Consider the following 13,030-nt stretch of genomic DNA (forward strand, 5'->3'; position numbering starts at 1 on the left):
GAGACATTTAATGGTTATAGGGATACACAGAGTTTTTACTCAAAATAGTTGATAGATCCATGTCAAGATTCATATCGGAAATACGGGATGGCCGATTCATGAGAATAGCGATGATGACGGACAGCTGGTTCCCCACCAGAGATGGCGTGGTCACATCCATCTGCATCATCAAGGAATCGCTCGAGGCCCTCGGACATGAGGTCTTCATCATCGCCCCCGAGCCAGAACCCGAATACAGACAGGAGGGAGTCTACTACTTCCCCGCTGTCAAGTTCAAGAGCTATGAGGGATACTATGTTCCCATCTATCCGTCGAACAAGATCGAGATTCTCAGGAAGATAAACCCGGATGTTATCCACATCCATGGTGTTGCGACGATGGCGATCCGCGCACTGATCTGCAGCCACACGCTTGGGATCCCGACGGTGATGACGTTCCATACTATGGTGGACGACGCGGCGAAGTACTACTCCCCCGTGAAGCTGCCTCCCGAGACGATGGACCGCCTCATCTGGATCTACCTCAGGCAGATACTCAAGAGGATGGACGTCGTGGTCACACCCACCAGATGCATAGGAGACGAGCTGAAGTCGCACGGAGCCACATGCAGGAACCTTCTGGCTATCCCCACTGGAGCGAAGACAGACGTCTTCCACCCAGGCATCCCATGCGACGACATCCGCGAGAGATACGGACTTGTCGGAAAAAGGGTCGTCATACATGTTGGGCGCATATCCTACGAAAAGGATCTGGACATCGTGATAAGGTCCATGAAAGATCTGGACGCCGTTCTACTGGTGGCAGGCAAGGGCCCCGCCAAGAACGACATGGAGAACCTGGTGAAGGAACTGGGCCTCGAGGACAGGGTCATCTTCGCCGGATTCGTCCCGGACGACGAGCTCCCGAAGTACTACAACGCTGCCGACATCGCCGTATCGGCGTCGAAATTCGAGACCCAGGGTCTCTCCATCCTTGAGGCAATGGCCTCAGGGAAGACCGTGGCATGCCGCAACGGTCGCGCTTTCACGGAGATAGTTCACGACGGCGTGAACGGATACCTCTTCGATGACGAGTCCGAGTGTGCTGACGCCATGCGCAGAGCGTTGGACGCCCCCGAAGATGTCCGCGAGGCATCGTACCGCACCGCTTTGGAGAACTCAAGGGAGAAATCCGTCCAGAAATACATAGAAGCATACGAGCTCGCGATCAGAACCAAGGAGGCCCGCAGGAAATGAGTCTCGGAGACTGGCTCTTCAGCCTGTTCGACGGCCTCGGGGAGCCGGGGGTGCTCCTGTGCATATTCGTCCTGTTCTTCATAGACGCCGTCATATTCCCCACTCTCCCGGAGGTGTTCTTCCTGCTGGGCCTGGATCAGAACCCGACAGTGTCTTTCGGATGCGAACTCCTGTTCGTGGCGATACTCGGCGAGCTCGCCGGAATCTTCCTGCTATACTACATCGTCAAGAAGATCAGGGTGCCGGCACGCATTTCGCGCATCGCCGAGAAATACATCAACTTCCTGGTGGTGAGCGATGAGAGGATAATCCTCGTCAACCGCATAGCCCCCATGATTCCGTTCCTCGGCGCATTCATCGCCCTCATCAAGACATGGGATCCGAGGAAATGCACGTTCTACATCGTGCTCGGATGCGTCCTGAAGTACGGAATCATAATGCTGGCAGGCAACTTCTTCTACGGCTACTTCGGAAGCGACACCGCCCAGACGGTTATGCTCGTCGCCATCGTCGCCGTCATCGTCATAAGCTTCATCGCATCATACGTCAAGAAGAGGAGAGCGGGGCTGGAATCATGAAGTTCGTAGACGTCAATCCATTCTTCTATCCGCATCACGGCGGCATCGAGACACGCATGCACGACACGGCCAGGCTCCTGGCAGCCAGGGGACACGACGTCACGGTGCTCACCGGCAGACTTCCGGACACCGCCGAGGAGGAGATGACGGAATTCGGATACAGGGTCGTCCGTCTGAAGTCCCGCTTCATCAACATATACAATCCGCCCTTCATAAGCTCCGAGGGAGTCCTGGAGGCCCTCAGGAGCATGGATGCGGATGCGGTGAACTACAACTACCGCTGGGCACCGTCCTACAACAAGGATCTCGGAAGATACGACGGCTACAAGGTGTTCACGTACCACAACATGTGGGGCGAGGGCACCGGGCTGACGGGGAAGGTCTCCGAGATCAACGACAACGGATTCCGCAAGACCCTGGAGACGTTCGACCACATCGTCTGCGTCAGCGACTACGTGAGGAACGACCTGATACGCAGAGGACTGCCTGCGGAGAGGATGACGACCATCCCCACCTGCCTGGACCTGCCTCCCGAGAAAGAGACTTCTGAGGGAGACTACATCCTGTCGCTGGGAAGGCTAGTCAAAACGAAGGGTCTCGACAGCCTGATAGAGGCCATGAAGAGCGTCGACTGCAGACTGATCATGTGCGGGAAGGGACCCGAATCCAAGAACCTGGAGAAGCAGGTCGCGAAACTGGGGCTCGGAAACAAGGTGGAGTTCCGCGGATACGTGTCTGAAGAGGAGAAGGACTCCCTGATGAGATCCTGCAGGCTCTTCGTCATGCCGTCGCTTTTCGAATCGTTCGGTCTGGCGGCACTGGAGGTCCTCGGATACGGAAGACCGCTGGTCTACGGCGACGTCAACGGCCTGCCGGACACGGTCGGGAACGGCGGTATCGCAGTGAAGCCGGGAGACCCCGGGAGCATAGCCGAGGGGATCAACAGACTTCTCGGCGACGACGCCCTGAGGACGGAGCTCGCCGGCAACGCACGCAGACAGGCTGAGAAATACACCTGGGACAGGTACATCCCGGAGTACGAGAGGGTTCTGTCCGCGGGAAAGCAATAAGACGGCCCCGAGGGCCGCGTTTTTCAAAGTGCGTTCAGCGCCTTGACGTAATGCTCGGGCTTGCTCCTCTCGATGAGCTCCTCGACCTGGTCGGAACCTCCGACGACGCCGACGTTGCCGTTGGATGTGGAGAGGAGTGCGTACGCGGACTGCCCGCTCTCGGGGATCAGCTCCGCCTCGTAGACGTCCTGGAGCTTCTGGAGCCTCCCGATGGCGGTCAGCGCGGCATCGTGGCTGATGACGGAGAGGACCATCCTGGACTTCCCCGGGAGCTCGCATTTGCCGACGACGATGGTCTCGACGTTGATCTTGTTGCGTGTGAACTCGCCCATGACCCTCTGCATGACACCGAATTCGTTCTTGACGATGAGTGAGATGACGTGCATGTTTCCCGGATTCGCAACAGGCTCGCCGTATTTGGTTCTATGGTGACATTGAGAAATCCATGAAGACAAAGGATAGCTAGCCAATGCATAGCATAGTAAGTTTTTCCTGTTCTCGGTTGAACAACTATGAGGATGACTTACTTTTTCAACCTTCCAAATCAATTGTAATTTGCGACTAATGTTAAGTTTATAATCTTATGTTCATTCAGTAGCAGATGTGGAGTAATCTGAGAGCTAAACCTAGTTCAAATAACAAACAAGAAAGAGATTCCAATTTTGAGATTCTCAGAATAGTCGCAATGATGATGATTATTCTCCATCACATCGCATTATATGGCGGATGGCCCCTAGATGTTGGTCAAACCTTTAACCTGTCTATAGACTCGTTCTTCATCCAGTTTATTCACCACTTTGGAAAGATAGGCGTCTGGATCTTTGTTCTCATAACAGGATATTACATGGTATGCTCCAAATCCCAGATTATTCCCAAATTTCTGAAACTGTTTCTACAGATATACACCACATCAGTACTCGTAGATGTGATTTTCATCGTGTTCGGAGGGGTTCCGGCCAATTCTATTCATTGGCAAAACGATCTGCTGCCAGTGTTGTCTGGAAAATGGTGGTTTGCATCCACATATCTCATAGCGCTTCCATTCTTCCCATTCGTTAACAAAATGCTCAATTCACTCGATAGGGGATCACATCTAACCCTAATTTTACTGTTGTTGATAGTATGGTTCGTAATTCCAACGTTTACACACAGTGGCATGTATGGCAGTTTCGTCATAATGTTCTTCACAATGTACACGATAGGTGCCTACATCAAATTATATCCAAAATCATTTGAAAGGAGTGTAAAAGAATACGGATTGTGGACCATAATCTCCATAACATTGCTGGCCACTCTAATAGCTCTTGCAAATCTGATTGGCCCCTTAGATGGTTTTAAACCATTTGAGACAACACTGGCATGGGGCAATGATAGCAGCATCATGGTTGTCATAATAGCAGTACTTACATTCCTTACTTTTAAACAAACTAACGTTGGCCACATACACTGGGTAAATGTGTTTGCGTCGACAATGTTTGGTGTTTATCTACTTCAAGAACACGATCAATTTAGAGCGTGGATTTTCGAATGGATGGACATAGGAAGCCACTACGGATCCCCCGATCTAATTTTGTATGTGTTTGGCTGTATGCTAGTTATACTGGTCTTGTGCGCAATTCTGGAATATGTAAGAATGCAGACTGTTGATCGCGCTACATCCAGATTAATACCGCCATTCACAAAAGCAATTCGCAAAACATTGTCGTGTTTGGTAGGAACAGATAATACAAGCCCACAGTGAGGCAAACATTGTACTTCGATACATCGGGTAAACAACTGCCGTGAGACACAATTTTATATGGGTTATTCGTGCAAAAAGCGGTTCAGATCGTATGACGGAGTCCGAAAACACAAAAATGGACATCGCAATCGGAATTTGCGCCTACAATGAGTCCCAGAACATCGAACGCTGCATCCGCTCCATATATGAGCAGGATACTCGCAACGTCAACGTGAAGGAGGTCCTGGTCGTCTCCAGCGGAAGCACGGACGGAACCGACGACATCGTACGCAGACTGATGGTCGAATACGACAACCTCACTCTCCTGCCCCAGGAAAAGCGCGAGGGCAAAAACTCCGCCATCAACTGCTACCTGGACCACAAGACCTGCGACATCGTCGCGATGTACAACGCGGACAACGTCTTCATGACGAGGGACTCCCTGTACAAACTGGTCGAACCCTTCTTCGACCCGCAGGTCGGCATGGTCGGCGGGCATCCGATCCCCACCAACGACAAGAGCACCAAGGTCGGGTTCGCCACCCACATGCTCTGGACCATGCATCACAACCTCGCCCTTATCTACCCGAAGATCGGGGAGCTGGTGGCGTTCAGGGACATAGGCACGCGCCTCCCCACGGACATGCAGTCAGACGAGGACCTTATCAGGATGCGCCTGGAGGAGGCCGGGTACAAATGTGTGTACGCGCCGGAAGCCACCATACTGAACCACGGCCCGGACACGGAGGAGGACTTCTACAAGCAGAGGCTCAGGGTGAACATCGGCGAGTGCACCATGAAGCAGATGCACGACTACGACATCCCCTCGTGGAACAAGAAGTACGTCATCAAGGCGATGATGGGCACCATCCACGATCTCGGATTCCACCCGTTCAAGATGCTCTACGCCATCAGACTGGAGCTCAGATCCAGGAAGGAGGCGGAGGAGCATGTCAAGAGGGGCGAAGACCGCATGAGCGTGTGGGAACCCATCAGGACCACGAAGAAGCTCTGATTCAGACCTTCCTTCCCTCGTCCAGAATCTCTCCGGGCCCGACCACCGTGTTGTCGGCCAGGACGGCGTTCCTCACAACAGCCCCCTCCCCCACAGAGCAGCCGTCACCCAGTATGGTGTTCTCCAGAGTGGCCCCGTCAATTGTGCAGTTCCTCATCACGAGGACACGGTCGAGTCTGGAACCGGAGACCGACGAACCTGCGAGGACGACGGAGTCCTTCAGCCCGGAACCGGCAACACTGGAACCCGCACCCATGTAGAACGGCCCCTCGATCTCCGATCCGCCGGCGTCCCAGAGGGCATCCCCGTACTCGGCGGATGCGACCGCGAGGTTTGCACCCAACAGGTCGTGGGGCCTGCCGACGTCCATCCAGATTCCGCTGATCTGGAAGCCCTGTATGCGGTGCCCCTCCGCCATGAGCATCGGGACGAGGTCCTTCGAGAAGTCGAAGAACGTTTTCTCCGGGACATAGCCCAGAACCGACCTGTTCAGGACGTAAACCCCGGCATTGATCAGATTGGAGAACACCTCCTCGGGCTTCGGCTTCTCCTTGAACTCCGTGATGCGGCCGTCTGGCTGTACCCTGGCGATGCCGAACTCGCAAGGGTTGTCGACCGGAGTGAGAGATATCGTCACCGATGCACCGGAATCGATATGCTCCCTAATCTCCGATGCGACATCCACGGATGCGAACACATCGCCGTTGGCCGCCACGAACACGTCGTCGAGACGGTCCTCCACCAGCTTCATCGCTCCGCCTGTGCCGAGCGGCTCGTCCTCGTAAGAGTAGATGATGCTGAGGCCCAGGTCCGAACCGTCGCCGATAGCCTCCCTCATCTGCTCGGACTTGTAGCCGCAGGCGAGGATGACCTCCTCTATGCCCGCCCTTGCCAGAGACCTGAGCAGATACCACAGGCACGGCCTGTCCGCCACCGGCAGGATGATCTTGGGACGGGTCTCCGTCAGAGGCAGGAGCCTCGTTCCCTTTCCACCGACCATCACGACAGCCTGTCTAACCTTGCCTTCCATAGCCTCACTTCCTCGGTCTGACCATCTTCACGACGTTGATGTCCGTCGGGACGCCCATCGCGGTGGCAACCGGAACGCACTTCGTCCTCAAAATATGAACTATGGGCACATCGAGGTTCCTGTCCGAGGTGGCCTCGAAGTTCGCCATGCCCTTGGCTATGATCAGCCCGCATGAGCGTATCTCTTCGGCGAGATCCCCGGGAACGTCGTCCCAGTCGATGCCGATGTAGAACTTCCCGGTGGACAGCAGCCTGTCGACCTCCTCATCCATACCTATGCGCAGAGCATCCTCCATTGTCACATCGTTCAGGATCGGTGCGCCGCGGACCACGCCGACGACGCGCTTGCCCATGCGACGGAGCTGTCTGATCAGGACCTTGTCGAGCTGGGACTCGCCGCAGTTATCGAACATGTAGACCACTCCGGCCACATTGTCCAGCTCCTCCCTGAGCTCGTCCGTGTCGTCGTGGCCCAGGCCCTGCGACATCATCCCGTCGAACACCGACATGAACTGATGCGGGTCATCTATCGCCGAGCCGGCACCGAAATCCATGATGTTCCCGACCACGGCGGCCATTATGGCCGCACAGAGCGGATCGTCAGACGACTCAACGGCATCCTCCAGCATCCTCTCGTAAGACGCCGCCACCTCGTCCGCCTCCTCCTTTATCCTGCGATAGGGGTCGTCCGAGCCCAGCGCGGCGTATGCACGGGAATGGACATCCGTGGCTATGACCACAGAGGGAGTGTCTGGATCCATGCCCTCGGAGAGGGCGTCGACGGCGGCCTTCACGGACTCGAACTCACGCCCGTTGCCTTCGAGACGCGACTGGAAGAGGACGCGCCTCATCAGACACGGGGCGCAATCGGCGGTGAACCTCATATGAACAGCATCCTTAGAATCAGAAGTTCCCGCGGATGACGCCGCGGGGCGTTTTTCTTAACGTGTGGGGTTTCCCCCACGTTTGGAACCGTCTCAGACGACGGTGTTGGAGACGCACTCGACGTTCTCGATTCCGGGAATGGCGCGGAGAGCGTCCTCGAGCTTTCCACCGACCTCTTCGTCAGAGTCGTCGATGAGGAATCCCGCGTTGACCTTCATGAGTCCGAAGGCGACGGGGAGGATCTTGGTCTCCAGGAGCTTGACTCCTGCGGGGAGGACTCCGGAGAGCTGGGCGATGACGTTGTCGAGGTCGACCTCTGTGCTCTCGGGCATCAGGTCGTAAGCTGCAGCGATCTGTCCCATCTCAGCACCTCACGGTCCGATGAATCCGCATTTCTTGCATTCGTAGGAAACGCCCTGGTCGCGGCACTGGTCGCACCTTCCGATCTCGTACTCACCGCAGCGGGGGCACTTGAAGAAGGTGTTTCCCTTGCCAACCAGTCTCTTTCCACAGGAAGAGCATATTTTATCGGCTGCCATACGCACGCGATTAGATTTCTTATATTTAAATAAGAACGTTAAAATTCATAGCGGTTTCGACGACGTGCGACATCGGCTGCGTTCGGCGGGATACATCTCGTAGTAGTCCACGCCGTACATCTTGGCGACGATCTTCGCGGTGACCTTTCCGAACCCCCAAAGCTGATGGAAGGTCATGATGGGGACCTTCGGGTTGAGATGGGAGACTCCCTCTGCCCTCTCGCCGAAATCGTACCTGTAGTAACGGATGTCCATGCGACGGTCGGCGTACTTGAGCAGATCCATGAGGACCTTCCAGCCACGAAGCTCGAAGTTGTCCCAGTTGTTCTGGATGATGGGGCGGAATACGTCGCAGCGTATCGCGAACAGCCCGCTCATCATGTCCTTGGTCGTCTGCTTGCGGTGAATCATGAAGAACAGCTTGCAGTAGGCCTCTACCAGCTCCGAGCCCAGGGTCCTCTTGAGCCCCATGGCCATCCTGCTGTTCCTCTGGCCGACGCACAGATCGGCGCCCTTGTCCATCTCGGCGACGATGCCTCCGAGGGCGGAGACGGGATGCTGGAAGTCGCAGTCCATGCACAGGGCATAGTCGGTGTCTGCGATCTCGAACCCCTGGAGAACGGATGCACCGAGCCCCCTCGCATCGGGATCGCGGACATAGAATGTGACCAGGGGGTCGTTGAGGGCCTCGACCTCATCCCTGCTGCGGTCGGTGGAGTTGTCATCCATGAAGAGGATCTTGAAATCAGGATACTCCGCCCTGATCGCCCTGGCTATGTTGGCGATATTCTTCTCCTCGTTGTAGGTTGGGATGACGATTGTACACGTTCCTGCCATGCGATTCCTCTATTCGCTTAACCCGCTGTAGACAGCGACTGTAGAGCACCACCGCCTTCTGGTAATTAACAGTTCGTGCAAACGGATCAACCTCAGAACAATACTGGTTTTAAACAGGAGCGTCATGGAGTCTCGGGCACTATCATGAGTATGTTCGGAACCAACGGCGTACGTGGCATCGCAAACGAATACCTTGACTGTGAGTTAGCACTGCAGATGGGCAGAGCTGTTTCCAAAGTACTCGGCAAGACCATAGCGGTGGCTACAGACACCCGCGTGTCGTCCCCTATGCTCAAAAACGCTCTCTGCGCGGGACTCATGTCCGTCGGCGCGGACGTCCTGGACCTAGGCATGATTCCGACCCCAGCATTACAGCATTACATCCGGAACAGACCAAAGGTGTCAGGCGGGGTAATGATAACTGCATCCCATAACCCCCCAGAATTCAACGGCATCAAATGTATAGCCTCAGACGGCACCGAATGTTCAAAAGAACAGGAATCAGACATAGAGAGGCTCTACAAATCGAAGATCGAATGTGTGGGGTGGAAAGACATCGGTAGCATCCTTCAGATAAACGATGCTGCTGAAGAGTATGTCGAATCTGTCGCCTCGAAGGTCGATACTGACCTAATCAGGAAATCTCAGATTGTAGCGGTAGTCGATTGTGCCAACGGCGCATCCGTCCAGACGACTCCGATGCTGCTAAGAAAGCTTGGAGTCAGAGCCATTACTTTGAACGGAGACCCCCAGGGAGAGTTCCCAGGCCATCCCAGCGAACCCACGGAAGACAACCTAGAGGAGCTAAAAAGAATGGTCGTGGCTGTAGGTGCAGACATAGGCATCGCACATGATGGGGATGCAGATAGGTGCGTTTTTGTCACCGAGAAAGGAGACTACGTCAGCGGGGATGTCTCTCTGGCGCTGTTGGCCGAGGCAATGATCCACAAAAACGGTGGCGGAAAGGTCATGATTACGGTAGCCACCTCGTCCCTTGTAAAAGACATCACCGAAAGAGCAGGAGGCGAGGTTGTATACACTGCTGTGGGATCTCCAATTGTCGCACGCACAATGGCCTCCGAAGGAGGTGTATTCGGAGGGGAAGAAAACGGAGGAGTTATTTTCGCAGATCACCAGTATTGTCGTGACGGTGCTATGGGTGCAGCCAGAATGTTGGAGTATGTAGCAAAATACGGAAGACTAGGGGATAGGATCGCGGAACTCCCATCCTACACAACTATCAAAAACGCAGTCTATTGCCCAGAAGATCTCAAGTCGAAAGTCATATCCTCGATCGAGCTGCGTCACGAGAATGGACGCATCGACAAAAGAGACGGAATCAGAATCGACTATGACGATGGCTGGGTACTAATGCGTCCATCAGGTACCGAGCCCAAGTTCAGAATATATTCCGAGTCCAGAGATTCCAAGACTGCTCGTGAACGCTCCCAAAGTTTCTGTGCGGAGTTCTCAGAAGTTCTCGAAGAGATGTCGAAGAAATAATAACATCGGCCACCACAAATATAAGCGAGAAGGGGTTAGGACTCATGACCATGAAAAAGGACGTCGACACATACTTCTCTGAACTCACAGATGCACTATCCCGCATAGACCGCGACACAATCTGTGAGATGGTCGACGCCATCTTAGAAGCATACAACAATGAAAGTGTTGTTTATGTCTGTGGAAACGGCGGTAGTGCGGCAACAGCATCACACATCGTCTGCGATTTCAATAAAGGTATTTCCATGCACCATGACAGGAAGTTCCGTTTCCTTTGTCTGAATGATAACATCGCATCCATGATGGCAATCTCGAACGACATCAGCTATGATGATGTCTTCCTAATCCAGGCAGAAGGGCGCGTAAGAGACGGAGACGTGCTAATTGCAATCTCCGGCAGCGGAAATTCTGAAAACGTGCTGAAGGTTGCTGAATACTTCAAAAACAGAGGAAATAAGGTCATCGGGCTGACAGGATACTCGGGAGGAAAGCTCAGAGAGATGGCAGACATCCCAGTTCATGTTCCGGTGAACGACATGCAGAAAGCTGAGGACGCCCATATGTCTGTGCTGCATCTGTGCGCTCAGATAATTGCCAGAGAACTGGGCCACCCTCTGTGCTGACTCAATCATGGCGAGTCTTGGCCAGTTTCTCTTTCATCTGCATGACCGGACGGACCTCTGCGGGATCGATTCCACGCTCCTCGGCCATATATACAGACATATAGTCCCCCAGAATTATGGCGCGGAACATGTTCTCAAGCGCTGACTCCCCACCGAGGCGAATCACCCTGTAGATTGCATCCGAACCTTCAAGAGTTCTGATTGCAGATTCCATCATGCTGGTTCCGTTACAGATTTCATCATCCTTTCCAACTAGGAACGTCAGAATACAGTTGTCACGATGGGTATTAGCCCACTCAATAAGACTACATACATTGAAGACTGGTGCGGAATCGCAAAACGCTACAAACTTGGAATTTTCATTAATCTGCGTTTTCCAACGGAACGCCACAGACTGCATACTGCGGTCAGAGCATATGACCGGAACCTTGCCGATGTAGTTATGTGCCAGATCCTTTGCAAGGCACTCTTCACCGAAGGCAACCTCATCCCTGTAGCGCCTGAGAGCGGGTATAATGGAACGTATCCTTTCCTCGAGATCGGGACCTCCAGCGGCCCTTATCACGGCGAGCGTGTATCCAATCATGTATCCTATTGCATGACGCGGATGCATTCCCTCTGGCAGAGGAACCGTGTAATCCCCATTGGATCTGGCGGCCTCACCAAGTTTACCCCCGGATGTCATGGCAATAGTCCTACACCCTCTTTCCTTCGCCTGCCTGTAGATCTCCAGCGCCTCCGCAGTGTTTCCGGAATAGCTGGACACGACCACCAGTGAGCGTTGCCCCACCCAGTTCGGAAGGTCGGGATACTTTACCAGATGTATGTACTTGCGTGACTCGACAAAGCAGCAATCAGACGCAAAATCTCCGCTGACTGCGGATCCTCCGAAACCACATAAAATGATGTTGTCGCAATCGAGATCGATCTCTGGTTTGAATCCCAGAGAGTTATCAAGATCGTCAACGAAATGGTATAATTGCACAGCGGTGGGAATCGAAGCCGTCATTCTGGGCCTACCTCCATACAAAATGACACTGCATCACCTAGAATAATGCCGCATAAGTTCCTCTCTGCAGAGGAACCGTTGCCTAAATTGACCACAGTCGTCTCTCTGCCATTCTCATGCAGGACCTCAATCATGCACTCGACTATAGTTGACACAAGCTCCGATGCATTCCCACCCCAGAGAACGACGATACGGAGATCGCGTGCATGCTCGTTCGAATCCGACCAACCCACCAACTCATTATGGTCAAACTCCGGGAGTTCCCCGTAAAACGACAGGTCTGTCTGCAACACCTGCTTCCACCTTTTGGAGCAGGAGTGTATGTCTGATGTACTGTAAGTCGCTACCATTTTTCCCGACAGCTGCGTCGAAAGAGAACCCACGGCCTCAGACATGGATTCGCGGAAGGAGCGAACTCCATCGAGCGAGCGTCTTAGAATGTCCTTGGCGGGAAACAGCCCCATAGACTGCACTAGCGCCGCTATTGCTCCAAGCGCATATCCCGTAGCCCCGAACTGATCACAACCACTCGGAATGGGAATGAGCGTATTGCCATCTTCCCTACAGAGGTCAGCAATGGTTCCACCACATGTTATACAGAATATGTGACAACCTCTGGACGAGAGCTCGCCATACACCTCACACATCTCTGAACTATCACCGTCAAATGACAACACGATTCCCGCGATATTGGGAGACACCCAACCAGGGACGCGATTGTCACAAATCATCGGTATGGGAACCTCCGAAGACTCCGCGGCCATGTCTACGATGACATCGCCAGCAATAGAAATTGTATCGATACCGAATATACACGCACCGTCGTACCCCTCGTTTCCACAGATGTCAGAAAACGCAAGCTCGATAAACTCGGGAATGTACCAGGATTGCTCCCTGGATGACATTTCAGATAGAGATTTGCCATCAGTGAACGAGTCTGCTTCCAAAACCATGTGACCGCCTGCGTGACTGTTCGAAGTTCTGAAT

15 protein-coding genes are annotated in these 13,030 nt (G+C 53.8%); 7 read left to right on the plus strand and 8 right to left on the minus strand.

Features of this window, described 5'->3' with window-relative positions; genetic code table 11:
- The first annotated feature begins 110 nt into the window (after positions 1 to 110).
- Genes JS82_09385 through JS82_09395 form a run of 3 tightly spaced genes read left to right on the plus strand, consistent with a single transcriptional unit; the run spans position 111 to position 2,883 of the window.
- Complete coding sequence (locus tag JS82_09385) at positions 111 to 1,235, plus strand: glycosyltransferase (protein QHK18448.1); 1,125 nt, start codon at positions 111 to 113, stop codon at positions 1,233 to 1,235.
- The gene (locus JS82_09390) at positions 1,232 to 1,813 is read left to right on the plus strand and encodes a hypothetical protein (protein ID QHK18296.1); all 582 of its coding nucleotides are present in this window, start codon (positions 1,232 to 1,234) and stop codon (positions 1,811 to 1,813) included. Before JS82_09385 ends, JS82_09390 begins: the two co-directional genes overlap by 4 nt.
- Complete coding sequence (locus tag JS82_09395) at positions 1,810 to 2,883, plus strand: glycosyltransferase (protein ID QHK18297.1); 1,074 nt, start codon at positions 1,810 to 1,812, stop codon at positions 2,881 to 2,883. The genes JS82_09390 and JS82_09395 overlap by 4 nt, the downstream gene beginning before the upstream one ends.
- A gap of 23 nt (positions 2,884 to 2,906) precedes the next feature.
- On the opposite strand, the gene JS82_09400 is transcribed toward JS82_09395, so the two are convergent.
- A complete protein-coding gene (locus JS82_09400; protein QHK18298.1) occupies positions 2,907 to 3,269 on the minus strand; it encodes an acetolactate synthase in 363 nt (120 codons plus the stop codon).
- Between the two features lie 215 nt (positions 3,270 to 3,484).
- On the opposite strand from JS82_09400, the gene JS82_09405 reads away from it, so the two are divergent.
- Positions 3,485 to 4,624: an acyltransferase family protein gene (locus JS82_09405; protein ID QHK18299.1), complete on the plus strand. Its 1,140-nt coding sequence runs from the start codon at positions 3,485 to 3,487 to the stop codon at positions 4,622 to 4,624.
- 91 nt (positions 4,625 to 4,715) lie between these two features.
- Positions 4,716 to 5,618 (plus strand): glycosyltransferase, encoded by a 903-nt coding sequence (locus JS82_09410; protein ID QHK18300.1) that lies wholly within the window; start codon positions 4,716 to 4,718, stop codon positions 5,616 to 5,618.
- A 1-nt stretch (position 5,619) separates the two neighbouring features.
- Here JS82_09410 and JS82_09415 read toward each other — a convergent pair whose 3' ends face one another.
- The 5 genes from JS82_09415 to JS82_09435 form a co-directional block, all read right to left on the minus strand.
- Positions 5,620 to 6,648 carry an NTP transferase domain-containing protein gene (locus JS82_09415; protein QHK18301.1) on the minus strand — a complete coding sequence of 343 codons (1,029 nt, stop codon included), beginning with the start codon at positions 6,646 to 6,648 and terminating at the stop codon, positions 5,620 to 5,622.
- Positions 6,649 to 6,652: 4 nt separating this feature from the next.
- Positions 6,653 to 7,531, minus strand: a complete 879-nt coding sequence (locus tag JS82_09420; GenBank protein QHK18302.1) for a DUF89 family protein — start codon at positions 7,529 to 7,531, stop codon at positions 6,653 to 6,655.
- Between the two features lie 93 nt (positions 7,532 to 7,624).
- A complete protein-coding gene (locus tag JS82_09425) occupies positions 7,625 to 7,894 on the minus strand; it encodes a translation elongation factor EF-1beta (protein QHK18303.1) in 270 nt (89 codons plus the stop codon).
- Positions 7,895 to 7,903: 9 nt separating this feature from the next.
- The gene (locus JS82_09430; GenBank protein ID QHK18304.1) at positions 7,904 to 8,071 is read right to left on the minus strand and encodes a DUF1610 domain-containing protein; all 168 of its coding nucleotides are present in this window, start codon (positions 8,069 to 8,071) and stop codon (positions 7,904 to 7,906) included.
- Between the two features lie 45 nt (positions 8,072 to 8,116).
- The gene (locus JS82_09435) at positions 8,117 to 8,908 is read right to left on the minus strand and encodes a glycosyltransferase (GenBank protein ID QHK18305.1); all 792 of its coding nucleotides are present in this window, start codon (positions 8,906 to 8,908) and stop codon (positions 8,117 to 8,119) included.
- Between the two features lie 141 nt (positions 8,909 to 9,049).
- Here JS82_09435 and glmM point away from each other — a divergent pair, with 141 nt between their 5' ends.
- Positions 9,050 to 10,411: a phosphoglucosamine mutase gene (glmM, locus tag JS82_09440; protein QHK18449.1), complete on the plus strand. Its 1,362-nt coding sequence runs from the start codon at positions 9,050 to 9,052 to the stop codon at positions 10,409 to 10,411.
- A 44-nt stretch (positions 10,412 to 10,455) separates the two neighbouring features.
- A complete protein-coding gene (locus JS82_09445) occupies positions 10,456 to 11,034 on the plus strand; it encodes an SIS domain-containing protein (GenBank protein QHK18306.1) in 579 nt (192 codons plus the stop codon).
- A 1-nt stretch (position 11,035) separates the two neighbouring features.
- On the opposite strand, the gene JS82_09450 is transcribed toward JS82_09445, so the two are convergent.
- Both JS82_09450 and JS82_09455 read right to left on the minus strand, forming a co-directional pair.
- The gene (locus JS82_09450; protein QHK18307.1) at positions 11,036 to 12,043 is read right to left on the minus strand and encodes an SIS domain-containing protein; all 1,008 of its coding nucleotides are present in this window, start codon (positions 12,041 to 12,043) and stop codon (positions 11,036 to 11,038) included.
- On the minus strand, positions 12,040 to 12,996 hold the full coding sequence (locus JS82_09455; GenBank protein QHK18308.1) for a hypothetical protein: 957 nt from the start codon (positions 12,994 to 12,996) through the stop codon (positions 12,040 to 12,042). The genes JS82_09450 and JS82_09455 overlap by 4 nt, the downstream gene beginning before the upstream one ends.
- Between the last annotated feature and the right edge of the window lie 34 nt (positions 12,997 to 13,030).

Source organism: Methanomassiliicoccaceae archaeon DOK (genome assembly GCA_009911715.1).
Lineage (GTDB): Archaea > Thermoplasmatota > Thermoplasmata > Methanomassiliicoccales > Methanomethylophilaceae > Methanoprimaticola.

What these genes read in the sequence shown, in the direction of transcription:
- JS82_09385 (QHK18448.1), top strand. Translation starts at nt 111, where the DNA reads ATGATGACGGACAGCTGGTTCCCCACCAGAGATGGCGTGGTCACATCC.
- JS82_09455 (QHK18308.1), bottom strand. Translation starts at nt 12,996, where the DNA reads ATGGTTTTGGAAGCAGACTCGTTCACTGATGGCAAATCTCTATCTGAA.
- JS82_09425 (QHK18303.1), bottom strand. Translation starts at nt 7,894, where the DNA reads ATGGGACAGATCGCTGCAGCTTACGACCTGATGCCCGAGAGCACAGAG.
- JS82_09435 (QHK18305.1), bottom strand. Translation starts at nt 8,908, where the DNA reads ATGGCAGGAACGTGTACAATCGTCATCCCAACCTACAACGAGGAGAAG.
- JS82_09395 (QHK18297.1), top strand. Translation starts at nt 1,810, where the DNA reads ATGAAGTTCGTAGACGTCAATCCATTCTTCTATCCGCATCACGGCGGC.
- JS82_09445 (QHK18306.1), top strand. Translation starts at nt 10,456, where the DNA reads ATGACCATGAAAAAGGACGTCGACACATACTTCTCTGAACTCACAGAT.
- JS82_09410 (QHK18300.1), top strand. Translation starts at nt 4,716, where the DNA reads ATGACGGAGTCCGAAAACACAAAAATGGACATCGCAATCGGAATTTGC.
- JS82_09400 (QHK18298.1), bottom strand. Translation starts at nt 3,269, where the DNA reads ATGCACGTCATCTCACTCATCGTCAAGAACGAATTCGGTGTCATGCAG.
- JS82_09430 (QHK18304.1), bottom strand. Translation starts at nt 8,071, where the DNA reads ATGGCAGCCGATAAAATATGCTCTTCCTGTGGAAAGAGACTGGTTGGC.
- JS82_09405 (QHK18299.1), top strand. Translation starts at nt 3,485, where the DNA reads ATGTGGAGTAATCTGAGAGCTAAACCTAGTTCAAATAACAAACAAGAA.
- JS82_09390 (QHK18296.1), top strand. Translation starts at nt 1,232, where the DNA reads ATGAGTCTCGGAGACTGGCTCTTCAGCCTGTTCGACGGCCTCGGGGAG.
- JS82_09415 (QHK18301.1), bottom strand. Translation starts at nt 6,648, where the DNA reads ATGGAAGGCAAGGTTAGACAGGCTGTCGTGATGGTCGGTGGAAAGGGA.
- JS82_09420 (QHK18302.1), bottom strand. Translation starts at nt 7,531, where the DNA reads ATGAGGTTCACCGCCGATTGCGCCCCGTGTCTGATGAGGCGCGTCCTC.
- JS82_09450 (QHK18307.1), bottom strand. Translation starts at nt 12,043, where the DNA reads ATGACGGCTTCGATTCCCACCGCTGTGCAATTATACCATTTCGTTGAC.